23 protein-coding genes are annotated in these 23,673 nt (G+C 60.8%); 10 read left to right on the top strand and 13 right to left on the bottom strand.

Going from position 1 to position 23,673, the window contains the following annotated elements; genetic code table 11:
- A complete protein-coding gene (locus PSFL_RS18925) occupies nucleotides 1–189 on the top strand; it encodes a Flp family type IVb pilin (protein ID WP_057958236.1) in 189 nt (62 codons plus the stop codon).
- Nucleotides 190–604: 415 nt separating this feature from the next.
- On the opposite strand, the gene PSFL_RS18930 is transcribed toward PSFL_RS18925, so the two are convergent.
- The 4 genes from PSFL_RS18930 to PSFL_RS18945 form a co-directional block, all read right to left on the bottom strand.
- Complete coding sequence (locus PSFL_RS18930; RefSeq protein ID WP_397470368.1) at nucleotides 605–2,287, bottom strand: ShlB/FhaC/HecB family hemolysin secretion/activation protein; 1,683 nt, start codon at nucleotides 2,285–2,287, stop codon at nucleotides 605–607.
- Nucleotides 2,288–2,453: 166 nt separating this feature from the next.
- Nucleotides 2,454–4,121 (bottom strand): collagen-like triple helix repeat-containing protein, encoded by a 1,668-nt coding sequence (locus PSFL_RS18935; protein ID WP_315493099.1) that lies wholly within the window; start codon nucleotides 4,119–4,121, stop codon nucleotides 2,454–2,456.
- A gap of 312 nt (nucleotides 4,122–4,433) precedes the next feature.
- On the bottom strand, nucleotides 4,434–5,282 hold the full coding sequence (locus PSFL_RS18940; protein ID WP_120731480.1) for a MaoC family dehydratase: 849 nt from the start codon (nucleotides 5,280–5,282) through the stop codon (nucleotides 4,434–4,436).
- A gap of 2 nt (nucleotides 5,283–5,284) precedes the next feature.
- Nucleotides 5,285–6,637, bottom strand: coding sequence for a 3-oxoacyl-ACP reductase (locus PSFL_RS18945; RefSeq protein ID WP_397470369.1), 1,353 nt, complete (start codon nucleotides 6,635–6,637; stop codon nucleotides 5,285–5,287).
- Between the two features lie 105 nt (nucleotides 6,638–6,742).
- On the opposite strand from PSFL_RS18945, the gene PSFL_RS18950 reads away from it, so the two are divergent.
- Together PSFL_RS18950 and PSFL_RS18955 are read left to right on the top strand one after the other, a co-directional pair.
- On the top strand, nucleotides 6,743–8,020 hold the full coding sequence (locus tag PSFL_RS18950) for an acetyl-CoA C-acetyltransferase (RefSeq protein WP_397470370.1): 1,278 nt from the start codon (nucleotides 6,743–6,745) through the stop codon (nucleotides 8,018–8,020).
- A gap of 174 nt (nucleotides 8,021–8,194) precedes the next feature.
- The gene (locus PSFL_RS18955; protein ID WP_029297573.1) at nucleotides 8,195–9,091 is read left to right on the top strand and encodes a PA4780 family RIO1-like protein kinase; all 897 of its coding nucleotides are present in this window, start codon (nucleotides 8,195–8,197) and stop codon (nucleotides 9,089–9,091) included.
- Nucleotides 9,092–9,166: 75 nt separating this feature from the next.
- Here the strand turns inward: PSFL_RS18955 and cueR are convergent, their stop codons facing one another.
- Both cueR and PSFL_RS18965 read right to left on the bottom strand, forming a co-directional pair.
- The gene (gene cueR, locus PSFL_RS18960; protein ID WP_057437636.1) at nucleotides 9,167–9,568 is read right to left on the bottom strand and encodes a Cu(I)-responsive transcriptional regulator; all 402 of its coding nucleotides are present in this window, start codon (nucleotides 9,566–9,568) and stop codon (nucleotides 9,167–9,169) included.
- Between the two features lie 260 nt (nucleotides 9,569–9,828).
- Nucleotides 9,829–10,209 (bottom strand): hypothetical protein, encoded by a 381-nt coding sequence (locus tag PSFL_RS18965; protein ID WP_057437637.1) that lies wholly within the window; start codon nucleotides 10,207–10,209, stop codon nucleotides 9,829–9,831.
- A 147-nt stretch (nucleotides 10,210–10,356) separates the two neighbouring features.
- Here PSFL_RS18965 and PSFL_RS18970 point away from each other — a divergent pair, with 147 nt between their 5' ends.
- Nucleotides 10,357–10,554 (top strand): heavy-metal-associated domain-containing protein, encoded by a 198-nt coding sequence (locus tag PSFL_RS18970; RefSeq protein ID WP_057437639.1) that lies wholly within the window; start codon nucleotides 10,357–10,359, stop codon nucleotides 10,552–10,554.
- 86 nt (nucleotides 10,555–10,640) lie between these two features.
- A complete protein-coding gene (locus PSFL_RS18975; protein ID WP_057437641.1) occupies nucleotides 10,641–11,834 on the top strand; it encodes a multidrug effflux MFS transporter in 1,194 nt (397 codons plus the stop codon).
- Nucleotides 11,835–11,842: 8 nt separating this feature from the next.
- Here the strand turns inward: PSFL_RS18975 and PSFL_RS18980 are convergent, their stop codons facing one another.
- Both PSFL_RS18980 and PSFL_RS18985 read right to left on the bottom strand, forming a co-directional pair.
- Complete coding sequence (locus tag PSFL_RS18980; protein WP_057437642.1) at nucleotides 11,843–12,022, bottom strand: hypothetical protein; 180 nt, start codon at nucleotides 12,020–12,022, stop codon at nucleotides 11,843–11,845.
- A 149-nt stretch (nucleotides 12,023–12,171) separates the two neighbouring features.
- Nucleotides 12,172–13,185, bottom strand: a complete 1,014-nt coding sequence (locus PSFL_RS18985) for a zinc-binding alcohol dehydrogenase family protein (RefSeq protein WP_057437646.1) — start codon at nucleotides 13,183–13,185, stop codon at nucleotides 12,172–12,174.
- Nucleotides 13,186–13,307: 122 nt separating this feature from the next.
- Between PSFL_RS18985 and PSFL_RS18990 the strand changes: the two genes are divergently transcribed.
- On the top strand, nucleotides 13,308–14,234 hold the full coding sequence (locus PSFL_RS18990) for a LysR family transcriptional regulator (protein WP_057958244.1): 927 nt from the start codon (nucleotides 13,308–13,310) through the stop codon (nucleotides 14,232–14,234).
- Between the two features lie 137 nt (nucleotides 14,235–14,371).
- Nucleotides 14,372–15,070 carry an ArsR/SmtB family transcription factor gene (locus tag PSFL_RS18995; protein ID WP_397470371.1) on the top strand — a complete coding sequence of 233 codons (699 nt, stop codon included), beginning with the start codon at nucleotides 14,372–14,374 and terminating at the stop codon, nucleotides 15,068–15,070.
- 31 nt (nucleotides 15,071–15,101) lie between these two features.
- Here PSFL_RS18995 and PSFL_RS19000 read toward each other — a convergent pair whose 3' ends face one another.
- Nucleotides 15,102–16,055, bottom strand: coding sequence for an adenosine deaminase (locus tag PSFL_RS19000; protein ID WP_032859755.1), 954 nt, complete (start codon nucleotides 16,053–16,055; stop codon nucleotides 15,102–15,104).
- A 194-nt stretch (nucleotides 16,056–16,249) separates the two neighbouring features.
- Between PSFL_RS19000 and PSFL_RS19005 the strand changes: the two genes are divergently transcribed.
- The gene (locus PSFL_RS19005; RefSeq protein ID WP_198791903.1) at nucleotides 16,250–17,338 is read left to right on the top strand and encodes a calcium:proton antiporter; all 1,089 of its coding nucleotides are present in this window, start codon (nucleotides 16,250–16,252) and stop codon (nucleotides 17,336–17,338) included.
- 6 nt (nucleotides 17,339–17,344) lie between these two features.
- On the opposite strand, the gene PSFL_RS19010 is transcribed toward PSFL_RS19005, so the two are convergent.
- Entirely contained in the window at nucleotides 17,345–18,280 is a 936-nt protein-coding gene (locus tag PSFL_RS19010) for a LysR family transcriptional regulator (RefSeq protein ID WP_128593777.1), read from the bottom strand.
- 132 nt (nucleotides 18,281–18,412) lie between these two features.
- Between PSFL_RS19010 and PSFL_RS19015 the strand changes: the two genes are divergently transcribed.
- Nucleotides 18,413–19,375 carry an alpha/beta fold hydrolase gene (locus PSFL_RS19015; RefSeq protein WP_397470372.1) on the top strand — a complete coding sequence of 321 codons (963 nt, stop codon included), beginning with the start codon at nucleotides 18,413–18,415 and terminating at the stop codon, nucleotides 19,373–19,375.
- A gap of 59 nt (nucleotides 19,376–19,434) precedes the next feature.
- A complete protein-coding gene (locus tag PSFL_RS19020; RefSeq protein ID WP_397470373.1) occupies nucleotides 19,435–20,760 on the top strand; it encodes an MFS transporter in 1,326 nt (441 codons plus the stop codon).
- Nucleotides 20,761–20,851: 91 nt separating this feature from the next.
- Here PSFL_RS19020 and PSFL_RS19025 read toward each other — a convergent pair whose 3' ends face one another.
- The 3 genes from PSFL_RS19025 to PSFL_RS19035 all read right to left on the bottom strand — a co-directional run bounded on the left by PSFL_RS19025 (nucleotide 20,852) and on the right by PSFL_RS19035 (nucleotide 23,665).
- Nucleotides 20,852–22,210 carry an 8-oxoguanine deaminase gene (locus PSFL_RS19025; RefSeq protein WP_397470374.1) on the bottom strand — a complete coding sequence of 453 codons (1,359 nt, stop codon included), beginning with the start codon at nucleotides 22,208–22,210 and terminating at the stop codon, nucleotides 20,852–20,854.
- Between the two features lie 140 nt (nucleotides 22,211–22,350).
- The gene (locus PSFL_RS19030; RefSeq protein ID WP_057437656.1) at nucleotides 22,351–23,037 is read right to left on the bottom strand and encodes an SDR family oxidoreductase; all 687 of its coding nucleotides are present in this window, start codon (nucleotides 23,035–23,037) and stop codon (nucleotides 22,351–22,353) included.
- 46 nt (nucleotides 23,038–23,083) lie between these two features.
- Complete coding sequence (locus tag PSFL_RS19035) at nucleotides 23,084–23,665, bottom strand: YigZ family protein (RefSeq protein WP_057437658.1); 582 nt, start codon at nucleotides 23,663–23,665, stop codon at nucleotides 23,084–23,086.
- Nucleotides 23,666–23,673: the final 8 nt, after the last annotated feature.

Consider the following 23,673-nt stretch of genomic DNA (forward strand, 5'->3'; position numbering starts at 1 on the left):
ATGTTGCCTGCCCTGCTGCTGAGGATGTATGCGTGGTCGATGCTGTTCTGGCGCCGGCGGGACGGTGCGACGGCTATCGAGTATGTGATTTTGATTGTGGTGATTGCGTTGGTGGTGTTGGCGGCTGGGAGGTTGTTGGGGCCGCAGATTGAGGCGTTTTTTGGCAAGGTGGGGGATGCGTTGACCTGAGTGCGATGGCCATAGGTATCTACACTGGGTTTGTGTACATATCCGTTGCTGCGGTCACGGCGGCTGTTGGTTCCGCCCTTACGGCGGGTCACCTTCGAAGAGCGCGAAAGTAACCAAAGCGCTTTTGCCCCACCACTCGGTGCCTCGCCTAGGCTCGGCATGCCCGCAGTCAGGCATTGCTCCGTGGGCCCGCCGCGATCGGCCATCCATGGCCGTATCGCGGCTACCCCGGCATCCATGCCGGGGTGCCCACTGCGCAATACCTGCCTGCGGCCAGTGTGGTTTAACGGGGCGCCTGAGATCAAGATCAAAAGCCAGATCAAAAGCAGAGCCACAACAACAGAGTCAGAGGGCGAAGCTGCGTTCCCTGTGGGAGCTGGCTTTTCGGGTCGCTACATCGCCGGCAAGCCGGTTCCTATAGCTGATAGCTAAAACTCAATGTATAGCGCGGCCGCCGGTTAAAGCTATCCAATGCCATATCGGACATCGGCTTGGCCGCCTCCAGCGCGATGTTGTAGTACTTGGCATCGCCAAAGCGCACGCCAACGGCGGCGGATGACATGTCGCTGTCCTTGACCGGCAGGTTGTTGAACCAGGCCTTGGCGCGGTCGAGCACGACGTAGGGCTGCACGATTCTTACCCAATCGCCGGCGCGGTTGTAGCTGTAGTTCACCTCGTAGGCCACCCCCCAGCCCTTGTCGCCCGAGCCCTGGTCATCCGGGTAGCCTCGGCCGAAATTTTGCCCACCGAACACCGCACGTTCGCTGTCGGGCAAGGTGTCGTCGCTCCAGTACAGCGCTGCCGAGAGCACGCCTTGCCAGTTGTCGAAGAACTTGTCGCTCTGCACCCCGGACAGGCGCAGGCGGAAGAAGTCCAGGTCCGACTTTGTCCCCTCCAGGTCACTGCGCGTGTGGGCTCCCAGGCCGTCGATGCCCTGGTACAGGCCGGCGCTGAGGATGCGCAGTTGGCGATTGTCGGCCTTGCGCCAATCCCCTTCAAAGGCCAGCGCACGCAAGTCGGTTTCTACGTCAAAGCGTTGCGGGTAACCCACCAGTTGATAGCGAGTCTTGTCGTTCACCCCGTAGAAGCGGGTGCCGAGGGTCAGGGACTCGCTGGGCGAGGCGATCAGTGGGTGGCTCAGGCCGATGGAGAAGCGGTCGTTCTCGCGGTGCGGCTTGAGCGAGAAGCCGCCGTCGAGGCGGATATGGGTGCTTGGGTCGCTGCGGTAGCGTGCGCCATACAGGCTCAGTTGTGTGCCTTCGGCGTTGATGAATTGGCTGTAGTCGAGCCGGTAGTAATGCTCTTTGTCTTCACCCGGCGGGAACAGGCCGCTGAGGCTCACTTGTTCGCCCATTGCCGTGTGGGAATTGCTGGTGCCGGCGATCAAGGCTTGCAGGCCGCCACGGCTGTCGTCGGTCATGCTCATGCTGCTGGTAAAGGGTTTGCGGCTGGCCTGGATGTTCATATGCGCGGCACCATCGGTGGTGCCCGGTGGCGGTACTTGCGCTTGCAGCGTGACGCCCGGAATGCGCCCCATCAAGGTGGTATAGCGCTCAAAGGTCTTGCGGGTCAGCGGGCGTTCGGCCTGGAGTTTTTGCGCCAGTTTGTCGACGTAGGCCGAGACCGAACCAATGTCGCCTTGTATCTGGTAGTCCTTGATATAGCCCTCGACCAGCACCACGCGCACCAGGCCCTGTTCGAAGCGCTGGTCGGGCAGGAACGCGTAGGACAACAAGTAGCCATCCTGCTGGTAGCGGCGGGTGATGCTGCGGGTCGCTTCGATCAGTTGCGCGAGGTTGGTTTCACGGCCAATCAACGGCTCGAACACCTGTGCAACGTCCTTGAGCGGGTACACCGTGCCGCCTTCGATCTGCAGCTTGCGGATGGTGACTTTGGTGTCCATCAGCAGCGGTTGCGCTTGTGCGGCCGGGGTCTCGGGTAGCTGGGTCTGCGGCGTCACTGGGCGGTAGGCGTCGGCCGGCAGGTTGGGAACCGGGAGATTGCGAATGGTGTCGTTGCTGTTGAGGAAGCTGGGTAGGGTCTCGGCGTGGACGTAGGCGCTGAGGGTGAGCAATAACAACGGGGTCAAGGCGCGCATAGGACACTCCATGGTCAAAACTGCAGCGGCATTTCGCAGGTTCCCACCGGGCTCTTGGACGCGGTTGGGAGTCCAATAAAAAAGACGAGAGACCCATTGGAATCTCTCGTCTCAACCAAGCGTAGGCGCTGTAGGGGAGGCCGTCTAATGGCCAGGTGCAATTCTTCTATTTGCCGGTCAGGCCCTTGAGCAGGCCGCCTACGCCGGTGTTTGCAGTGGCCGATCCAGACGCCGTGGCGTTGGCGTTGATGTTCAGGCCGCCGAGCAGGCCACCGCCACTACCGCTGGTGCCGCCGGTGACCAGGCCACCCACTGAGGAGACCACTCCACCGACTGCGTTGACGGTCTGACCCACGGTGTTGGTGATCGGGTTGGCATTGGCTGCGGTGATGTTGCCGCCGAGGCCGCTGACTGCGCCGCTTACTTGAGTCACCAGGCCATTGACCGGTGCACCGATGCCGGTAGTGGTGCCGATGTTTTGGGTCAGGCTGCTGATACCTGAAGTCACAGGGTTCAGCGCCGCGCCCACATTGTTCGCAAGACCTGCGACCGGTGCGGTTGCCGCCGTGTTGGCGACGCCGTTGCCACCGATCACTGTGCCGAGCGAAGCCACCGTATTGCCCAATGCGCCACCTGCCACACCGCCCGCGCTGACGGTACCGTTGGTGTTGCCCGCATTCAGGCCGTTACCGACGTTGGCCACCAGGCCGCCCACCAGTTCAGGCAGACCGGAGGCTGGGGCGCTGCCACTGCCGGTTCCGGCAGACGGTGCGACATAACCACCTGCAGTGCCTGCTACCGCACCGACACCGCCGAGTACCGTGCCCAGGGCACCGGTCACCGGGTTGCCTGTGCCACCTGCGCCTGCCACCTGGGTGCCGAGGCCGGTGGCGGTAGAACCGACTTTATCCAGCAGGCCGTTGACCGGGTTGCCCAGGCCAGTGGCTTTGCCCAGATTGCCCGTGGTGTTTTCCACCAGCGAGACCACAGGCACCAGCACTTTGCCGCCCAGGGTGTTGGTGACCGATCCCAGGGGACCGGTGGTGCTGGCAGTGCTCAAGGTATCGCCGAGCATGGTGACCGCCTGGCCGACTTTATCCACCAGGCCACCGGCGGCCCCACCGACGCCGCCAGTAAGGCCGCCGACTACTGGGATACCGCCCAAGGTGGTCGACAGGGTTTTACCGGTGTTCGAAACCCCGGTGCCCAGGTCGGCAACGCCGTTGGCCACGCCGGCCACGGTAACGCCCAGGGAGTTGCTGTTAGTGCCCAGGGAACCCAGGCCATCGCCGACGCCAGTGCCGATGCTGCCGACCGCGGTACCCACGCTGGTCACCAGGCCACCTGCCGTAGTGCCGACTACTGGAACGCCGCCAACGGTTGTGCCGATGCCACCAATGGCTGTGCCGACATTGCCGAGCGTGTCGCCCAGGTTGGCTGCAATCTGCCCAGTGACCAAGGGGCTGGTGGTCGAGCCAGTGCCGCCGCCAGTACCGCCACCTGTGCCGCCGCCAGTGCCGCCGCCGGTACCGCCACCTGTGCCGCCGCCGGTACCGCCACCTGTGCCGCCACCTGTGCCGCCGCCAGTGCCACCGCCGGTACCGCCACCTGTGCCGCCGCCAGTGCCACCGCCGGTACCGCCACCTGTGCCGCCGCCAGTGCCACCACCGGTACCACCACCATCACCACCGCCGGTACCTGCACCGGCATCCGGGGAGGAGGATGCGACGCTGCTCTTATGACCGCCACCACCACTGCTGCAGCCTCCCAGGCTCATCGCCAGAATAAGGGCCAATGCAGTACTTGCCTTCCACAACACGACTTGAGTTTTCATGATGAGTTCCTTAGCACCTGGTACAGCCTTTGTTGGTTTCGCTAGTTCGCCCGTTCTTCAGCGAGCAATACATGCGTCCGTTGTGGCTATAACAGTCCTCGGTACTCTTTGTCGCAACGCTCAACTTGGTATTAACGATTTATATACAGGCAGGTTTATTCGTCTTGGTGACTAATACCAAAGGTATATAAGACGGCTTTTTGTTTGGGGTGATGTGTTTTAAATCAATGGCTTAAATAAGCTTGCGGGCTACCAATGACCCGCTATAACTTAGGGTGTATATATACAATTAATCAGCAAATTACCCCGGTTTCAGGCAATCGGCTGCCAATTCCCGAGCATATGTTCGATGTCGCCATCGCCCTTGAGTTGCAACTCGCCGCCGGAGCCGGGGGCACTGCTTAACAAGATGACCTGTCCAGGCAGCCGCACAGGTTTCTTGAACTCAACGTAGATCTCGATATTCGCCGCCGGCAGATGTTCATGCAGGGCCGCGACGGTGCGCGCCTTGTTCCACAGCCCATGGGCGATCGCCTGGGGGAAGCCGAACAGCTTGGCAGTGAGGGCGCTCAAGTGGATCGGGTTGTAGTCGCCGGATACTCGGGCGTACCGCCGACCGATGTCGGACGGCGCCTGCCAGCGGGTCAGTTCGCTGACGGTATTAGTTGTTGGCAGGGATTGCTCCGGCGTCTCCCCCTCGAGTTTCACCCCACGACAGAGCATTCGACTTTCGCCTTCCCACAGCAAGCCCAGGGAATCCTCGACGGTGGTGATCAAGTCAAAGGTCGCACCCTTGGCATGGGGTTGCAGGTTGCGCGTATGCACACTGACCCGCACCTCGCTGACCCCGCCCATGGGGCGGAATACGCGGATACGGTTGCTCAGATGCACCAGGCCCAACAGTGGGAAAGGAAATTCCCGGGCTGTCAGCAACTGTAACTGCAGGCCGAACGCCAGGATGTGCGGATAGGTCGCCGGCAGCATTGGGCTGTCGGCAAACCCGCAGACCTTGCGATAGGCCGCCACTGCCTCGGGATTGACCTGCACCCGGCAGTGCAGCCCAAAGTCGGGCAGGGTGGTGCCGGTAATTTTGCGCTTGAGTGCGGCGCGCCAGTACAACGGTGGCAGCGCCGGGCTGCTGGGTAATGTGTGCCACAGCATCGTTATGCTCCCAGCAGGCTTTGCCCGCACACCCGCAACGCCTGACCACTGACCGCCCCCGAGCCTGGCTGGCCTAGCCAAGCCACTGCTTCTGCAACGTCCTGCGGCAGGCCGCCCTGGCCCAGGGAGCTCATGCGCCGCCCGGCTTCACGCAAGGCGAAGGGAATATGCGCAGTCATCTGGGTCTCGATAAAGCCCGGTGCCACCGCGTTGATGCTGATGCCGCGTTGCGCCAGCAACGGCGCCCAGGCTTGGGCCAGGCCGATCAGCCCGGCCTTGCTCGCGGCGTAGTTGGTTTGCCCGCGATTGCCAGCGATGCCGCTGATGGACGCGAGCAATACCACGCGGCCATTGTCGTGCAGGGTGCCGCTGTCGAGCAGGGCCTTGGTCAACACTTGCGGGGCGTTGAGATTGACCGCCAGCACCGCGTCCCAGTATTCCGGGGTCATATTGGCCAGGGTCTTGTCGCGGGTGATGCCAGCGTTGTGCACCACAATGTCGATGCCGTCCGGCAATTGCTCGATCAATTGCGTGGCCGCGTCATCGGCGCAGATATCCAGGGCAATGCCACGCCCGCCCAACCGTGCGGCGAGGGCGTCGAGATCGGCCTTGGCTTGCGGCACATCCAGCAACACAATTTCGGCACCGTCGCGCGCCAGGGTTTCGGCAATCGACGCGCCGATGCCACGGGCAGCTCCGGTCACCAGGGCCTTGCGCCCGGCCAGCGGGCGCGTCCAGTCGTGCACCTGGGTTGGGCAGGTGCTCAGGCGCAGCACTTGGCCGCTGATATAGGCACTTTTCGGCGAGAGGAAAAACCGCAGCGCACCTTCCAACTGATCCTCGGCGCCTTCTGCGACATACAGCAGTTGCAGGGTGCCGCCGTTGCGCAGCTCCTTGGCCAGGGACCGGCTGAAGCCTTCGAGGGCGCACTGGGCGCTGGCGGCAAACGGCTCGTCGAGGCTTTCCGGGGCGCGGCCGAGAATCACCAGGTGTGCGCTGTGGTCGAGATTTTTCAGCAGCGGCTGAAAGAATTCGCGCAGTTGCTTGAGTTGGTCGGTGTGCTGCAAGTGGCTGGCGTCGAACAGCACCGCCTTGAGCTTGGGGCCATGCCCGGGAATCCACGGCGTGGCCTGCAACGGTTCGGGGCCGTAGCTGTAGATGGCCTCGGTGAGTTTATTGGCAAACCCCTGAACCTGGGCCGCGAGCGGGCCGCCGCCCAACAGCAGGGCGCCGTCCACCGGACGCAGGCGCCCGGCCTGCCAGCGCTCCAGGCGTACCGGGGACGGCAGGCCAATGGCCGAGACCAGGCGGTGGCCGAGGCTTGAGTTGGCGAAGTCGATATAACGGTCAGACATGGAACGCTCTCCGGCTGCTGGGGTTCAAAGGGTGGACCATCAATCGGTGACAGTCGTTCCTAGTCTAGGCTCAGGATTGCACCTACCACCTTCAGGGAGCTTTACATGACTCAGTTGCGCCGCGTCGCGATCATTGGCGGTAATCGTATCCCCTTCGCTCGTTCCAATGGCCCCTACGCCACAGCGAGTAACCAGGCCATGTTGACCGCCGCCCTGGAAGGTTTGATCGAGCGCTACAACCTGCACGGCCTGCGCATGGGCGAGGTAGCCGCAGGTGCAGTGCTCAAGCACTCGCGGGATTTCAACCTGACCCGCGAATGCGTGCTGGGCTCGCGCCTGTCGCCACAAACCCCGGCCTATGACATTCAACAGGCCTGTGGCACCGGGCTGGAAGCGGCGCTGCTGGTGGCCAACAAGATTGCCCTGGGGCAGATCGAATGCGGGATTGCCGGCGGCGTCGACACCACCTCCGACGCGCCCATTGGCGTCAATGAGGGGTTGCGCAAGATCCTGCTGCAAGCCAATCGCAGCAAATCCATGGCGGATAAATTAAAAGTCCTGTTACAACTTCGTCCGCAACACCTCAAGCCGGAACTGCCGCGCAATGGCGAGCCGCGTACCGGCCTGTCCATGGGCCAGCACTGCGAGTTGATGGCGCAGACCTGGCAGATTCCCCGCGCCGAACAGGACCAACTGGCCCTGGAAAGCCACCAGAAGATGGCCGCGTCCTACGCCGAGGGCTGGCACAACGATTTGCTCACGCCGTTTCTCGGCCTGACCCGCGACAATAACCTGCGCCCGGACCTGACCCTGGAAAAACTCGCCAGCCTCAAACCGGCTTTTGAACGCAACGAAAAGGGTACCCTCACCGCCGGCAACTCCACCCCCCTGACCGATGGCGCGTCCCTGGTGTTGTTGGGCAGCGAAGCCTGGGCCAAGGAGCGTGGCCTGCCGATCCTCGCCTACCTGCGCGATGGCGAGGCGGCGGCGGTGGATTTCGTCAACGGCGCCGAAGGGCTGTTGATGGCGCCGGTGTATGCCGTGCCACGCCTGCTGGCGAGAAATGGCCTGACACTGCAGGATTTTGATTACTACGAAATTCACGAGGCCTTCGCTGCGCAGGTGTTGTGCACGCTCAAGGCCTGGGAAGATGCCGATTACTGCAAGACCCGCCTGGGCCTGGACGCGCCGTTGGGCGCCATCGACCGCAGCCGCCTTAACGTCAAGGGCAGCTCCCTGGCGGCCGGGCACCCGTTTGCCGCCACCGGTGGGCGTATCGTCGCCAACCTGGCCAAGCTGCTGGATGCGGCGGGCAAGGGGCGCGGGCTGATCTCGATCTGCGCGGCGGGCGGGCAGGGTGTGACAGCGATCATTGAGCGCTGATCTCGGCTATCATCCGAACGCCTTGGGCAATAACGGCTTTGTCGGATTAATCTGGCATATTGGATGCATTCTTTAGCAGATCAAAGCTCGTTACCCTCTCCCCGCTGTGCGAGGATTGCCGTATAACGAGTGCCATACGCGTGTTTGGTAATAAAGGACCCACAATAAAAGCTGATGAAGACTCCTAAACGCATTGAACCCCTGATCGAGGACGGTCTGGTCGACGAAGTGCTGCGCCCACTTATGAGTGGTAAAGAAGCAGCTGTTTATGTGGTGCGCTGCGGCAACGAGTTACGTTGCGCCAAGGTCTACAAGGAGGCGAATAAACGAAGTTTTCGTCAGGCGGCCGAATACCAGGAAGGCCGCAAGGTCCGTAACAGCCGACAGGCCCGGGCCATGGCCAAGGGCTCCAAGTTCGGCAAGAAAGAAACCGAAGACGCGTGGCAGAACGCCGAAGTAGCGGCGCTGTTTCGCCTGGCCGGTGCGGGCGTTCGTGTGCCCCAGCCCTACGACTTCCTCGAAGGCGTGTTGCTGATGGAGCTGGTGGCCGATGAATACGGTGACGCGGCGCCACGTCTGAACGACGTGGTCCTGGAACCGGATCAGGCCCGTGAGTATCACGCCTTCCTGATCTCGCAGATCGTGCTGATGCTGTGTACCGGCCTGGTGCACGGTGACCTTTCGGAGTTCAACGTGCTGTTGACGCCGACCGGCCCCGTCATCATCGACCTGCCGCAAGCGGTGGATGCTGCGGGTAACAACCACGCATTCACCATGCTGGAGCGGGACGTGGGCAACATGGCGTCGTATTTCGGGCGCTTTGCCCCGGAATTGAAGACCACCAAGTACGCCAAGGAAATGTGGGCGCTGTACGAAGCCGGCACCTTGCACCCGGCCAGCGTGCTGACCGGCGAGTTCGACGAGCCGGAAGAGTTGGCGGATGTGGGCGGCGTGATGCGCGAGATCGAAGCGGCACGGCTCGACGAAGAGCGGCGCCAGGCGATCCGTGCGGCGGATGATGCGCCACCGGGCAAACCGGCGGAAGAACCGCCACCGCCTTGGATGCAGTGATCTTCAGGTCACTGGCAATGTAAATGTGGGAGCTGGCTCCCACATTGGGTTTTGTGGGCGGTCAGTGATACCCCGTCACTTGCAACAACCGCCCGCTGCCAACTCCTTGAGAATCGGGCAGTCCGGCCGGTGATCGCCCTGGCAGTGCTCCATCAGGTCCTGCAATGTATCGCGCAGCTGCCCCAACTCGCGGATCTTGTGGTTCAACTCTTCGATATGCTGGCGAGCCAACGCCTTGACGTCGGCACTGGCCCGTTGCCGGTCCTGCCACAGTTCCAGCAACTTGCCGACCTCCTCCAGGGAAAACCCCAGATCCCTCGAACGCTTGATGAATGCCAGGGTGTGCAGGTCGTCGTGGCCATATAGGCGATAGCCGCTGTCGCTGCGATTGGCCGGTTTAAGCAGGTTGATGGATTCGTAATAGCGAATCATCTTGGCGCTCAAGCCGCTTTGCCGGGCTGCCAGACCGATGTTCATGGGCGGTGATCCTCCAGATCCTTGGGTTTCCAGGTTTCAACAGCAGCGCATTGCTCACCACGTCCTCGCTGGACAGGGTCCGTAGCGGGTCGAGCAGGCCGAACCAGTTGGACACAACAGCCCCGAATGGATGCTGCCCAATTTTGCGCAGATCTCGCGGCCGGCGGTTGCGCTTTGCGGCAGTCTTCCGGGAAATGTTAGCGGTAGGATCAACCTTGACCTTAGGGGAAGGTCAAGCTCCATTGTTTGCCTGGCGTGGATTAATAGCCCAGCTTTGCCGCCTTGAGGTACATGCCGTCCGCACCCTGGGCAATGCGCAGTTTGCGCACATCGCCTGCCTTCAACTCGATGTGTTGTGCCTTGGGCGCCAGCAATCCCGGCAGGCAGCCTGGGGCTTGGCCTGGTAGTAGCTTGAGGCGCAGCGAGACCGGGCCTGCGGGGAAGTTGAACGAGGTGGATTGCTCCTGGAACAGCCGCCCGGCCAACTGGTCATTGACGTACAGGCCAATCTCGCAATTGGTGGGGACTTCCAGGCGCTCCCTGGAAATGATCAGCACCGCATAATCCTCGGCCGCGCTGGCCTGGGGGGCGGCGGCGAACAGGCTCAACAGGCTCACAAGGCCAAAAAGCGACCAGCGCATGGTGAATTCTCCGGGTTTCAAATCGTGGATGGTTGCAGCTTGGCCGACGCCGCCAGGGAATACCAGCCCGGCTGTTGTTTTCGGCGCTTGACCTTGCCATCGTGGCAAGGATGAAACTGGGTGCAACCTCACTTAAGGAGTCATGTCATGCAAATATTCAGCGTTGAAGGAATGACCTGCGGCCACTGCGTTCGTGCCGTTACCCAAGCCGTTCAGGCCCTGGACCCGGCAGCCAGTGTGAAGGTCGATCTGGGCGCCAAGGAAGTGGGGGTGGAAAGTCGTTTGTTGCCGGAAGAAGTGATCCGCGTGATTACCGATGAAGGCTACAGCGCCAAGCTCGCCTGATTATTTAATAGTTAGCGAGCTATCGTAATGTTCAAGGCATCCAAGCGCGGCTAGACTGTCGGGCTGCCGACTCTTTTGGGTGCCTGATGAACCTTCGCATACTCCTCATTCTGGGGGCCTTGAGCGCATTTGCGCCGCTGGCCATCGACTTTTATCTGCCGGGCTTCCCGGCCATGGCGGTGGCGTTCGGCACCGACGAAAAACATATCCAGTTGACCCTGGCGGTGTACTTCACCGGGCTTGCGGTCGGTCAATTGATCTATGGGCCGCTGGCGGATCGTTTTGGCCGGCGCGTCCCGCTATTGAGTGGTGTCACCCTGTTCACCTTGGCCTCCCTGGCGTGCGCCTATGCGCCGTCCCTGGAGTGGCTGATCGGTGCGCGCTTCGTCCAGGCCCTGGGCGGGTGTGCGGGCATGGTGATTTCCCGGGCGGTGGTCAGCGACAAGTGCGACGCGGTGGGTTCGGCCAAGGTCTTTTCGCAGTTGATGCTGGTGGTCGGGCTGGCGCCGATCCTGGCGCCGATGCTCGGTGGGGTGATGGTCAGCCTGTGGGGCTGGCAGTCGATCTTCCTGGCGTTGACCCTGTTCAGCGTCGGTGCGGGTGTGGCAGTGGCTGTCGGTCTGCCGGAGAGTTTTCCGGCCCATCAACCTCGGCAGCCGCTGTCCGGAGCGTTGCGCCAGTACGGGCGCCTGCTGGCCGACCGCGTATACCTGGGGTATGCCGTGACCGGCGGCATCGCGATTGGCGGGATGTTTGCCTACATTGCCGGTTCGCCTTTCGTCTTTATCAAGCTGTACGGCGTGCCGGCTGAGCATTATGGCTGGCTGTTCGGCACCAATGCCGCGGGCTTTATCCTGGTGGCGCAGGTCAATGCGCGGCTGCTGTCCAAGCGCGGGCCGGCCTTTCTCCTGACCCGTACGGTATGGGTTTACCTCGCGGCAGCGCTGGCGTTGTTGGCCGTCAGTGCCTTGCATACCGAAGCACTGTGGCCGCTGCTGGTGCCGCTGTTCCTGTGTATCGCCAGCCTGGGCTGCATCATGCCCAATACCTCGGCGTGCGCCATGAACGGCCAGGGCGCGCGGGCCGGCAGCGCCTCGGCACTGCTGGGCTGCATCCAGTTTGGTGTGGCAGCGGGTGCGGCATCGTTGGTCGGCGCATTGCACGACGGCACGGCCATGCCGATGTCGATCGTCATCAGCCTGTGCGGGGTGTTGGCGGTAGTGGTGGCCATGTGGACCCAGCGCCTGCAGCGGCAGCGAGCCTTGCAAGCGCAGGTCTGACAGTCTTTTCAGCCCGTAGCGCGCTGCTGGTTTTCGGGAAACCGGTGGGGCGCCTGGATCCGGTTTTGCAGGGTGTTGGCGAAGGCGCGGGCCTCGGCTTCACTGCGGAAGGTAAAGGCGTCCTGGTCCAGGCGGACCTGCCATTTGTTGCCTTGGGATTTTGCTAACGCTTTTATCAGGATCTTCATTGCTGACTTCCTCACGTAAAAGATTGCGTGGCAAAGGCGGCCAATATAAACCCGAAGACGCTCAAAAATATGACAAGGATCAAGTGTCTGACTAGCGGTGCCGTCCGTTGCCCACAGGTGGAACGGACGACACTGACAGAGCCCGCTTCTTAGAAGCCTTCCAGCACAATCTTGCCCTTGGCCTTGCCGCTTTCCAGCAAAGCATGGGCGCGGCGCAGGTTCTCTGCGTTGATCACGCCGAAGTGCTCGCCCACCGTGGTTTTCAGGGTGCCGGCATCGATCAGCTCGGCCACTCGATTGAGCAGGTTGTGTTGCTCGATCATGTCGGCAGTCTCGAACATCGAGCGGGTGTACATGAATTCCCAGTGCAGCGACAGGCTCTTGCGCTTGAGCTTGAGCACATCCAGCGACTTGGGGTCATCAATCAGTGCCAGTTTGCCTTGGGGCGCGAGCGCTTCGACCAACTGGTCCAGGTGCTGGTCGGTCTGGGTCAGGCTGGCGACGTGGGTCACCTGTGGGTGGCCTACGCGCTTGAGCTCTTCGCTCAGTGGCTGGCTGTGGTCGACTACCAGGTCAGCGCCCAGGTCCTTGGCCCAGGCCTGGGTTTGCGGGCGCGAGGCGCTGCCGATCACCTTGAGTGCGGTGAGTTGCGCCGCCAATTGGGTGAGGATCGAACCTACGCCACCGGCAGCGCCGACAATCAGCAGGCTCTGGCCTTGATCGGTCTTGCCTTCAGGCACTTGCAAGCGCTCGAACAGCAGTTCCCAGGCGGTGATGGCAGTCAGCGGCAGGGCGGCAGCTTCGGCAAACCCCAGGCTCTTGGGCATATGGCCGACGATGCGCTCATCGACGGTGTGCAGTTCGCTGTTGCCACCCGGGCGGGTCAGGGAGCCCGCATAAAACACTTTGTCGCCGGCCTTGAACAGCGTCACTTCACTGCCCACGGCCTTGACCACACCGGCCACGTCCCAGCCCAGCACTTTGGCCGCGCCGTTTTCCGGGGTGACGTTCTGGCGGATCTTGGTATCCACCGGGTTGACCGAGATGGCTTTGACTTCTACCAGCAGGTCGCGCGGACCGGCCACCGGCTCAGGCAACTGGATATCCTGCAGGGACTTTGGGTCGTTGATCGGCAATGCGGCGTAGTAGGCGATGGCTTTCATGGCAAGTTCCAGGAAGGGCGGAATGGGATGGTTAGATCATTAGCTATTTCTCTTGCAGATAAAACCCGCTAAAAGAGCAGTCTCTTTCAATGGTTTTTTGATAATCCCTCGGGGCGGTGGTCATGCTGCGTTTTGATGATTTGCAGTTGTTCGTACGTGCGGCGGATTTGGGGAGTTTGTCGGCCGCCGCACGGGTCATGGATATGTCGGCGGCGGTGGCCAGCGCAGCGTTGAAACGCATTGAGCAACAATTGGGCGCGCGCTTGCTGGCACGTTCCACTCGCAGCCTGCGCCTGACTGCCGAGGGCGAGGGTTTCTTGCAATACGCCCGCGGTGCCTTGAGCCAACTGGATGAAGGCCGGCGCCTGCTGGCCAGCAGCCAGGACCATGTCAGTGGTGTTTTGCAACTGTCGGCGCCTTCGGACTTCGGCCGCAACCTGCTGTTGCCGTGGCTGGACGAATTTCAGCGCGAGCACCCGCAATTAAGTGTGCGCCTGCTACTGGGCGACCGGATTGCCGACCTGTTCCGCCAGCCGGTGGATATCGCCTTGCGCTATGGCGAACCCGAGGATTCGAGCCTGGTGGCCTTGCCGGTCGCGCCGGACAATCGCCGGGTGCTGTGCGCCGCGCCCAGCTACCTGGCCCGGCATGGCGAGCCGCGCCACCTGGAGGAACTGGCCCAGCACAACTGCCTGCTGTACATGCTCGGTAGCCGCGTGCATGACCATTGGAGCTTTCAGGATGGCAAACGGGAAATCAGTCTGACGGTTACCGGTGACCGCTTCAGTGACGATGCCGACGTGGTGCGGCGCTGGGCCGTGGCCGGGGTGGGGATTGCCTACAAGTCCTGGCTGGATGTCAGTGCCGACGTACTGGCAGGCCGCCTGCGGTTGCTCTTGCCGGAGCTGCAGGGTGAGCGCACACCGCTCAATCTGCTGTGCGCCCATCGCGCGCAGTTGAGTAAGCCGATCAACCTCCTGCGTGAAATGCTCGTGGCACGTTGTGGGAAGTTGAGTGCGCAGTTGCCTGAACAGCAAGGGACTACGTAATAACCCCAGGGAATTCAGGAAACTTCAGGCAAATGCTGTCGCTGATTTGGCTGTAAGACGCCACGGAATCTGCTGCTTACACACTTATACTTTTCCGCGAAATGGAGCAGACCAACGAATCTACAGGGAGTGAATACATGGAACAGGCACCTTGCATCAGCCAGATCGCCACCTTGCTGGCCGACCCCAAACGCGCCGCGATGATCTGGGCGTTGATGGACGGCTCGGCCAAGCCGTCCGAAGAACTGGCGATGCTGGCAGGGTTATCCGCGTCATCGGCCAATGCGCATCTGGCGCGATTGGCGGCGGGTGGATTGCTGCGCATTGAAGCCCGGGGGCGCAAACGCTTCTTTCGCATGGCGGCGGCCGATGTGAGCGCGGCAGTCGATGCGCTGGCCAGTACCACCATGGCCAGTGTGGCGCGCAGTGTAGTCGGCCTGCCGGTGGCGGCCTTGCTGGCACCGTCGTCGTTGCGTCAGGCGCGGCTTTGTCATGACCATCTGGGGGGTGAAATGGCGGCAGCACTCTATCAACGCATGGTGTTGGCGAGGTGGGTTGAACGCTTCGAACAGCGGCTTCACGTGACGCCGTTGGGCGCACGCCAATTGGCCGAGCGTGGCATTTACACCCAGGCCCTGGCGCAACACAGTTACTCGACGATGGCTTGCGATTGTTTTGACTGGAGCGAGCAGCAGCCGCATCTGGGCGGGGCATTGGGGGCGGGATTGTTGCAGTTGTTCATGCAGTCACGCTGGCTGACGGTGCTCAATGAGTCGAGCGTACTGCAGGTCACCGAGACCGGGCGCCTGGAAATTGCCCGGATGGCGGCCTTGTAGGAGCCGGAAAACCGGCCCCTACAGGGTTTGGTCAGGGCTTGACCAGGCGTGCATCCAGGCTGTTTTGCGCCAGGCGGCGGGCCTGGTCCTGGGTCATGCCCAGCGAGGTGTGCAGCGCGTGGAAGTTCTCGGTGACATAACCGCCGAAGTACGCCGGGTCATCCGAGTTCACCGTGACCTTCACCCCACGCTCGAGCATGTCGAGGATGTTGTGCTGGGCCATGTCGTCGAACACGCACAGCTTGGTGTTGGACAGCGGGCACACGGTCAGCGGGATCTGCTCATCGATGATCCGCTGCATCAGGCGCTCGTCTTCAATGGCGCGCACACCATGGTCGATACGCTGGATCTTCAGCAGGTCGAGGGCTTCCCAGATGTACTCCGGCGGGCCTTCCTCACCGGCATGGGCGACGGTCAGGAAACCTTCGCCACGGGCGCGATCGAATACGCGCTGGAACTTGCTTGGCGGGTGGCCCATTTCCGAGCTGTCCAGGCCTACGGCGACAAACGCGTCCCGGAACGGCAGCGCCTGGTCGAGGGTTTTTTGCGCTTGCTCTTCGCTCAGGTGGCGCAGGAAGCTGAGGATCAGGCCGCTGGTGATGCCCAGTTGCTGCTCGCCATCTTTGAGCGCGCTGGCGATGCCGTTGAGCACCACTTCAAACGGGATCCCCCGGTCGGTGTGGGTCTGCGGGTCGAAGAACGGTTCGGTATGGATCACGTTCTGCGCCTTGCAACGCAGCAGGTAGGCCCAGGTCAGGTCGTAGAAATCCTGGGAGGTGCGCAATACATCGGCGCCCTTGTAGTAGAGGTCGAGAAACTCCTGCAGGTTATTGAAGGCGTAGGCCTTGCGCAGGGTTTCGACGTCGTTCCACGGCAGCGCGATTTTGTTGCGTTCGGCCAGGGCGAACAGCAACTCGGGCTCCAGCGAGCCCTCCAGGTGCAGGTGCAGTTCGGCCTTGGGCAGGGCATTGAGCCAGTCGTACATGGGTGCGTTCTCATCAGGTGCAATGGCGGCATTCTACAGGCCAGGGCGCAAATAATCGGTAAAACCTGACCGAGCGGTAAGCATTGTTCGTGCCTGCGGCAATGGGCGAATGAACTAAGGTGTAACGAAACGTTAGCGATACGCCGCAGTCTGTACCCCATCAATGACTGATTTGCCGCTCGAAAAGGCCCGTAATGCTCGCATCCCTCAAGCAAGAAAAGTTCATGTGGCTGGCGCTGATCGCCGCCCTCGCAGCCTACCCTCTGGAGCACTGGCTGTTGCACAGTGGACAGATGACGGCCCTGCTCGGCGGCCTGGTGCTGATCGGTTTTATCGTCATGGCCTCGATGCGCGTGGCCCACCATGCCGAGCTGCTCGCCGAAAAGGTCGGCGACCCCTACGGCACCATGATCCTGACCCTGGCGGCGGTGCTGGTGGAAGTGGTGATCCTGGCGATCATGATGAGCAACGAGGCATCGCCGACCCTGGTGCGTGACACGATCTACTCAGCCGTAATGCTGGATATCAACGGCATCCTTGGCCTGGCTGCGTTGATGGGCGGCATCAAGCATGGGGAGCAGTCCTACAATGATGATTCGGCGCGGACCTACAGCGTGATGATCTTGACTGCCATGGGCGTGTCCATGGTGGTGCCGGAATTTATCCCCGAGGCCGACTGGAAAATCTACTCGGCCTTCACCATCGGTGCGATGGTGGTGTTGTATGCCTTGTTCCTGCGTATGCAGGTGGGGCCACACAGTTACTTCTTCAGCTACAGCTATCCGGAAAAACGTCGCAAGCCATCGCCGCAAGAGCACGCCTCGCCGGTCAACCTGACGTTCTCCATCGCGACCCTGGTGTTTGGTGTGGTGGTGATTGGCGCATTGGCCGAGGTGATGTCCAAGACCCTGGACCTTGGCCTGGAGGGCACGGGGGCGCCGCCGGTGATCACGGCGATCCTGGTGGCGGCGATTTCCGCCGCCCCGGAGATTCTGACCGCCTTGCGCGCAGCCTTGGCCAACCGCATGCAGTCGGTGGTCAACATCGCGCTGGGGGCTTCGTTGTCGACGGTGATTCTGACGGTGCCGGTGATGGAAGCCATGGCGCTGTACACCGGCCAGCCGTTTCAGATGGCGATGACCCCGGTGCAAACGGTGATGGTGTTTATCACGCTGATTGTCAGTGCGATCAACCTCAACGATGGCGAAACCAACGCCATCGAAGGGATGACCCATTTTGTATTGTTTGCGACCTTTATCATGCTGTCGCTGCTGGGGGTATAGGCCTGGCTAGGTGATTTTGCGCGCGGGCCAGAGCCCGTTTTCAAACATCCTCTCGCTTTCCTGTTTCAACTCGGTAATCACACGTGCGACGCAAGGGTCCGTCAACTTTCCCCGGTGGCGGGCGATGCAGATGGTGCGGGTAACCCGAGGGACTATCAGCGCGGCCTGCAATTGCCGGGTGCGTAGTTTTTCCGCAACGGAACTGGCGGCCTGGATACCGAACCAGTTGCCGGTTTCTATCAAGCGCACCTGGAATTCGCCGGAATCTATTTCAATGCTCACATTGAGGGTGAGGTCGTGGCCCGCCAAATGATTGTCCAACAGGGTGCGAATACGGTTGAGGCGCGAGGCCATGACCAGCGGAAACTCCGAGAGTCTTTTGACGTTGATCTCCTGCAGATTGAGCAGGCTGTGACTGCCCACCAAGTAGAGATCTTCCTGGGCGAAGTCTTCGCAGACCACCTCGGTGGAGGATTTGCGGTCGAACAGCAGCGCGATGTCCAGTTTCCCGTCGCTCAGCCAATCCCAAAGATAAGCGGACGGGGACTCTACGACGCGCAAGCGGATTCCCGGGTAGGCGGCTGCCAGTCGGGTCAGGAGTGGGACGACCAATACATTGGCGCAAGAGTAGGGCACGCCTATGACGACTTCTCCTTCGGGAAAATCAGAATCTTCATGTATTTTTTTGTAGGCCATTTCGGCCATGCCCAGTAGTTCATAAGCGCTGCTTAAAAAACGTTGGCCCAATGCAGTCGGCGAAGCCCCTCTGGCATCTCTCGTTAACAATTGCACACCAATAGCTTGTTCGAGTTTGGTCAACGTTACAGTAAGAGCAGGTTGTGCAATGCCCAGTTTGCGCGATGCGGCCGTCACACTGCCTTCTTCGCATACAGTCACAAATGCAATGAGCCTGCCTATATCAAGCTTTCGGGCATTTTTCATGGGTTAGCCTGTCATGGGGTATATATCTTATATATGGGTCAATCAAAAAACGGTATTTCCAATATAGCCTGAGTAGGATCAATCTCAAGTGATTAAACAAGCTGTGTATTAAAAAAAGCAGAGGTAATCACAATGACGATCCAGGACATTGCATTGAAGTCTATCGAGGGTTTTCATGTTGGCGGAGAGCGCGTGTATATGGACGGCTTTCCGGAACAACTGATGACCAAGGTTCCCGGCGCCGCGCCTATCCGGGTGTCCATGAATGGGCATCACATGGTTGGCCAGATGTATTGCCAGCGGTATACACAAAGCAACCCGCGCTCCCCCTATCCACTGGTTTTCCTGCATGGCGGCGGCCTGACGGGCGCCTGTTGGGAAAACACACCGGATGGCCGGCCGGGGTGGTTGACGTTTTTTCTGAAGGCCCGATACGACGCCTGCTTATGCGATGCGTTTGAGCGTGGACGTGCATCCTGGCCTGCCTATCCCGAGATCCTCGCAGGCAAGCCTGAACACCGGACGCTGGATGCGGTATGGCATCATTTCCGCTTCGGTCCGGCGTCCAGTTACTGCGCTGAGGCCCGTGAAGAGCAGGCTTACCCCGGGCAGCAGTTCCCGGTGGAGCACCTGGATGTTTTTGGCCAACAGTTCGTGCCTCGCTGGGCAGGTACCGATCACCGGGCACTTGCCGGCTATAGAGCCTTGCTGGAAAAAATTGGACCTTGTGTATTGATCGGGCATAGCCAGGGCGCTTACTACGCCCTGCAACTGGCGCAGGAGTTTGCAGGAACGGTGAAAGGGGTGGTTGCTATCGAGCCATCGGCAGTTCCCGAACTATCCAAAAGTGCACTGACGCTTCCTCCGCATCTAGCCATTTGGGGGGATTTCATTCGCGATAAAAGTGTCATGTGGGAGAGCTACCTTCACGGATGTGAGGCGTACTTTGAGCAACTGCAAAATAAATCGGTAGATTCCCGGGTCTTGGAGTTGCCGACGGTCGGAGTGTCGGGTAACAGTCATATGTTGATGATGGATGCTAACAGCAATCAAGTGGCCGGAATGATTGATGAGTGGTTGGTTAGTCTTGCTTGAAACGTTGAATAATAAAAATAATAATTTGAGAGGGTTTACATCTCTCAATGGGGGGAAGTATGCAGGCTGCAAAGGCAGAGTTGGCGCAAGACAGTGTCTCGGATGATGTTCAGGGCCAGGCACTGATAAGAAAAATAACCTGGCGCTTGATGCCATTAATTATAATTTGCTTTTTTTTTGCATTTTTTGATCGGATCAATATCAGTTTTGTAAAGTTTCAGCTGGAAAGCGAGTTAGGGTTCGGTAATTCGGTGTATGGGCTGGGGGCCAGTTTATTTGTTGTCGGGTATGTGATTTTCGAAGTGCCCAGTAACTTGATGCTCTACAAGGTGGGGGCGCGCAGGTGGATTGCCAGGATCATGATGTCCTGGGGGATTGCTACTTGTGCCATGGTCTTTGTCCAGACCGAATGGCAGTTTTATGTGCTGCGCTTCCTGATCGGCGCAATGGAAGCGGGTTTTGGGCCGGGGGTCGTATTTTATCTGACGCTTTGGTTTCCTTCTGCATTTCGAGGTCGAGCGACGTCGCACTTGTTCCTCGCTTCGGCATTTTCAGGACTGATAGGCGCACCCTTGGCGGGGCTCCTGTTAGAGCATATGGATAACGTGCTTGGTCTTCCCGGGTGGCATTGGCTGTTTCTATTCGGAGGTGTTCCCTGCGTTGTGCTGGGGATCGTTGTCTTGAATGTACTCTGTGATCGTTTGGAGGACGCTAAATGGCTGACGCGGGCCGAAAAATCATGGTTGGCGCAAAAAATATCGGAAAAGAACCAATCGTCTTCTGTAGAGCACTCCTTTCGAAGCGCATTGAAATCGCCGATTCTTCTGTTGTTGGGGTTTCTCTACTTTCTCATTCAGCTTGGGTCCCATGGCCTTAATTTCTGGGCGCCGCATTTGATTCGTTCCACTGGGGTGGAGTCGTCAGGCACATTGGGGCTTTTGACTGCGGTGCCTTACGTCTGTGGGGCAATTGCGATGATTACCGTTGGACGCCTGTCAGACCGTTCAGGCGAGCGCCGAAAATTCGTGGCAGGCCTGTTGTTGCTGGCGTCTATCGGATTTCTGTTAGCGGGCTTTTTCGATGACGATACGACGTTGCTGGTGATTGCCCTGGGCGTATTGGGCGGTGGCGTGATTGCCTCCATCCCCGCATTCTGGGCATTGCCGCCGATGATTCTATCGGGAGCGGCCGCGGCGGGAGGTATCGCATTGATCAACACGTTGGGGCAGTTCGGTGGAATCGTCAGCCCATTGATGGTCAGTCAGATCATCGAGTTTACGGGGAGTGCGACGCCCGCGTTGTATGTGATCAGCGCCACCAGCTTGTTGGCGTGCCTGATCCTGATGTTTATGTTGCCGGACAAACTTAAACATAAAGACCTGTAACCAGAGCGCTGTTTTCCCTGCGTTTTGTGCAAGTGCCAAAGCAGCGACCCAGGTCGCTGCTTTGGCATTCGAGCTCGGGCCCGGGCCCGTCTTAGGACGCGTTGATCAACTGCCGCGCCGCCTGGCTGTGATCGGCGATCAAGGCCTTGAGGTCCATGCCCTCGATTTGCCCGTCGATCACCCGCCACTTACCGCCCACCATCACCCGGTCCGCCCGGTCCGCGCCGCATAGCAGCAGGGCCGACAGTGGGTCGTGGCTGCCGGAGAAACGCAGCTCATCGAGCTTGAACAGGGCCAGGTCGGCCTGTTTGCCCACCGCCAGCTCGCCAATGTCGCTGCGGCCCAGCAGTTTGGCGGAGCCTTTGGTGGCCCAGCCGAGTACGCCTTCAGGGGTGATTTTCTCCGCGCCATAACGCAGGCGTTGGATGTACAAAGCCTGGCGCGCTTCGAGAATCATGTTGGACGCATCGTTGGAGGCCGAACCGTCCACGCCCAGGCCAATCGGCGCGCCGGCGGCGATCAGGTCCAGGGTCGGACAGATGCCGGAGGCCAGGCGCATATTGGAGCTTGGGCAATGGCAGATACCGGTGCCGGCCGCGCCCAGGCGGGCGATTTCATCCGGGTTGAAGTGAATGCCATGGGCCAGCCAGGTGCGGGGGCCGAGCCAGCCGACGCTGTCGAGGTAGTCCACGGTGCGCAGGCCGAAGCGCTGCAGGCAGAAGTCTTCTTCGTCGAGGGTTTCGGCCAGGTGGGTGTGCAGGCGCACATCGAGTTGGTTGGCCAGTTCGGCGCTGGCGCTCATGATTTCGGGGGTGACCGAAAATGGCGAGCAAGGCGCCAGGGCAATCTGGATCTGCGCACCGTCGCCGCGCTCGTGGTAGCGCTGGATCAGACGCTGGCTGTCTTCAAGGATCACTTCGCCCTGCTGCACGGTCTGCTGCGGTGGCAGCCCGCCGTCGGCTTCGCCCAGGCTCATGGAACCGCGGGTGAGCATGGCGCGCATGCCCAGTTCGCGCACGCTGTCGACTTGCACGTCGATCGCCTGTTCCAGGCCATTGGGAAACAGGTAGTGGTGATCGGCCGCGGTGGTGCAGCCGGAGAGCAGCAGCTCGGCGAGGGCGACTTTGCTGGCCAGCGCGAGTTTTTCCGGGGTCAGGCGCGCCCACACCGGGTACAGGGTTTTCAGCCAGGGGAACAACGGCTGGTTGACCACCGGCGCCCAGGCGCGGGTCAGGGTTTGGTAGAAGTGATGATGGGTGTTGATCAGGCCGGGAAGCACCACGTGCTCGCGGGCGTCGAAGGTTTGTTCGCAGGCGATGCTCGGTTGCTGGCCGAGGGCGAGCACTTCGACGATCACACCGTCTTGCAGCACCAGGCCGCCACGGGCGTCCAGGGTGTTGGCAGTGAAAGTCGCGAGAGGGTTTTTTAACCAGATACGGGTCGCAGGCATTGGCCGGCTCCTCTGAATGATGGGTTCAGGTTTGCCAGCTCAGTGTTGCCCTGTCTGCTGATCCAGGGTCGCCGGTAAGGGCGAGGTGGGAAGTTTACGTGGAGTGAGCGGTGGGGTCTATCCACCGCTTATCTGCTGGCTTACCAGGGAATGGTCTGGCCCTTGTAGTTGACGAAGTGATGGCCGCCCTTGCCGGTGTAGGCGTTCACCTGGGCGATCAGGCCGCGCACGCTGGTTTCCACGTCCAGGTCGGCCCCTTCGCCGCCCATATCGGTCTTGACCCAGCCCGGATGCAGCGACAATACGGTCAGCTTCTGCTCGCCCAGTTGCGTCACGAAGCTGTTGGTCATGGAGTTCAGCGCGGCCTTGCTGGCCTTGTACAGCGCAAGGTCCGGCGCATCGGGCATGGTCACACTGCCCAGTACCGAACTCATGAACGCCAGCACGCCGCTGCCCTGGCGAATCTGCGGGGCAAAGCGCTGGGCCAGGTTGATCGGTGCCACAGCATTGGTGAAAAACAGTTGGCCGACTTCGGCCTGGGTGGCATGGCCCGGGGTCTGGTTGGCCGGGCCCTTGACGCCGGCGTTGACGAACAGCAGGTCGAAGGTCTGGGCTTTCAGGCGCTGGTTCAAGGCGATGACGGCCTGTTGGTCGTCCATGTCCAGTTGCTCGATCTGTACCGGGCCGAGGGCTTTGAGGGCGTCGGCTTTTTGCGGGTTGCGCACGGTGGCGGTGACTTGCCAGCCGTCAGCCAGCAATTGCTTGACCAGGCCAAGGCCCAGCCCGCGCGAGGCGCCGATGATCAATGCGGTTTTTGGCGTAGACATGAAGGCTTCCTATGGCATCGAGGTTCAGTGAACAACCTTATCAGGTTCAGCGTTGCAGCAGGATTCGTCCGCGGCTCAGGTCGGCCAACTGGGTTTGCAAGGTGTCGATATGGGCTTCGCCGAGTGCCAGTTGTAGCTCCACGCCATTGGCGGTGAAGGTTTCTTCTACCACCAGGCCGCCCAGTTCGGCGACACGCAGCTTGACCAGGGGCAGTTCAGCAAAGCCGCAGGCGCAGCTCAACGGCACACGGCTGATCAGCTCGATACGCTCGGCGTTTTGCAGGCATTTATTCGCGCCACCGCCATACGCCCGGGCCAGGCCGCCGGTACCCAGTTGGATGCCGCCGTACCAGCGGACCACCAGCACCACGACCTGATCGAACCCCTGGGCCTCGATGGCAGCCAGGATCGGTCGCCCAGCAGTGCCGCCGGGTTCGCCGTCGTCGTTGCTGCGGTATTGCCCACCGAGTTTCCAGGCCCAGCAGTTATGTGTGGCGTTGAGGTCGCTGTGCTGCTCGATAAACCCCTGGGCGTCTTGCGGGCTGCTAATCGGCGCGGCATAGGTGATGAAGCGGCTTTTGCGGATTTCTTCGCGAAATTCGCAAAAGCCCGTAAGGGTGAAAGGCATTGAGTCGC

The organism is Pseudomonas sp. DD1 (assembly GCF_044510355.1).
Classification (GTDB): Bacteria; Pseudomonadota; Gammaproteobacteria; order Pseudomonadales; family Pseudomonadaceae; genus Aquipseudomonas; species Aquipseudomonas shahriarae.

What these genes read in the sequence shown, in the direction of transcription:
- PSFL_RS18955 (WP_029297573.1), top strand. Translation starts at nt 8,195, where the DNA reads ATGAAGACTCCTAAACGCATTGAACCCCTGATCGAGGACGGTCTGGTC.
- PSFL_RS18985 (WP_057437646.1), bottom strand. Translation starts at nt 13,185, where the DNA reads ATGAAAGCCATCGCCTACTACGCCGCATTGCCGATCAACGACCCAAAG.
- PSFL_RS18980 (WP_057437642.1), bottom strand. Translation starts at nt 12,022, where the DNA reads ATGAAGATCCTGATAAAAGCGTTAGCAAAATCCCAAGGCAACAAATGG.
- PSFL_RS18970 (WP_057437639.1), top strand. Translation starts at nt 10,357, where the DNA reads ATGCAAATATTCAGCGTTGAAGGAATGACCTGCGGCCACTGCGTTCGT.
- PSFL_RS18930 (WP_397470368.1), bottom strand. Translation starts at nt 2,287, where the DNA reads ATGCGCGCCTTGACCCCGTTGTTATTGCTCACCCTCAGCGCCTACGTC.
- PSFL_RS18945 (WP_397470369.1), bottom strand. Translation starts at nt 6,637, where the DNA reads ATGTCTGACCGTTATATCGACTTCGCCAACTCAAGCCTCGGCCACCGC.
- PSFL_RS18995 (WP_397470371.1), top strand. Translation starts at nt 14,372, where the DNA reads ATGGAACAGGCACCTTGCATCAGCCAGATCGCCACCTTGCTGGCCGAC.
- cueR (WP_057437636.1), bottom strand. Translation starts at nt 9,568, where the DNA reads ATGAACATCGGTCTGGCAGCCCGGCAAAGCGGCTTGAGCGCCAAGATG.
- PSFL_RS19020 (WP_397470373.1), top strand. Translation starts at nt 19,435, where the DNA reads ATGCAGGCTGCAAAGGCAGAGTTGGCGCAAGACAGTGTCTCGGATGAT.
- PSFL_RS19015 (WP_397470372.1), top strand. Translation starts at nt 18,413, where the DNA reads ATGACGATCCAGGACATTGCATTGAAGTCTATCGAGGGTTTTCATGTT.
- PSFL_RS19035 (WP_057437658.1), bottom strand. Translation starts at nt 23,665, where the DNA reads ATGCCTTTCACCCTTACGGGCTTTTGCGAATTTCGCGAAGAAATCCGC.
- PSFL_RS18935 (WP_315493099.1), bottom strand. Translation starts at nt 4,121, where the DNA reads ATGAAAACTCAAGTCGTGTTGTGGAAGGCAAGTACTGCATTGGCCCTT.
- PSFL_RS19025 (WP_397470374.1), bottom strand. Translation starts at nt 22,210, where the DNA reads ATGCCTGCGACCCGTATCTGGTTAAAAAACCCTCTCGCGACTTTCACT.
- PSFL_RS18950 (WP_397470370.1), top strand. Translation starts at nt 6,743, where the DNA reads ATGACTCAGTTGCGCCGCGTCGCGATCATTGGCGGTAATCGTATCCCC.
- PSFL_RS19030 (WP_057437656.1), bottom strand. Translation starts at nt 23,037, where the DNA reads ATGTCTACGCCAAAAACCGCATTGATCATCGGCGCCTCGCGCGGGCTG.
- PSFL_RS18940 (WP_120731480.1), bottom strand. Translation starts at nt 5,282, where the DNA reads ATGCTGTGGCACACATTACCCAGCAGCCCGGCGCTGCCACCGTTGTAC.
- PSFL_RS18990 (WP_057958244.1), top strand. Translation starts at nt 13,308, where the DNA reads ATGCTGCGTTTTGATGATTTGCAGTTGTTCGTACGTGCGGCGGATTTG.
- PSFL_RS18975 (WP_057437641.1), top strand. Translation starts at nt 10,641, where the DNA reads ATGAACCTTCGCATACTCCTCATTCTGGGGGCCTTGAGCGCATTTGCG.
- PSFL_RS19000 (WP_032859755.1), bottom strand. Translation starts at nt 16,055, where the DNA reads ATGTACGACTGGCTCAATGCCCTGCCCAAGGCCGAACTGCACCTGCAC.
- PSFL_RS18965 (WP_057437637.1), bottom strand. Translation starts at nt 10,209, where the DNA reads ATGCGCTGGTCGCTTTTTGGCCTTGTGAGCCTGTTGAGCCTGTTCGCC.
- PSFL_RS18925 (WP_057958236.1), top strand. Translation starts at nt 1, where the DNA reads ATGTTGCCTGCCCTGCTGCTGAGGATGTATGCGTGGTCGATGCTGTTC.
- PSFL_RS19010 (WP_128593777.1), bottom strand. Translation starts at nt 18,280, where the DNA reads ATGAAAAATGCCCGAAAGCTTGATATAGGCAGGCTCATTGCATTTGTG.
- PSFL_RS19005 (WP_198791903.1), top strand. Translation starts at nt 16,250, where the DNA reads ATGCTCGCATCCCTCAAGCAAGAAAAGTTCATGTGGCTGGCGCTGATC.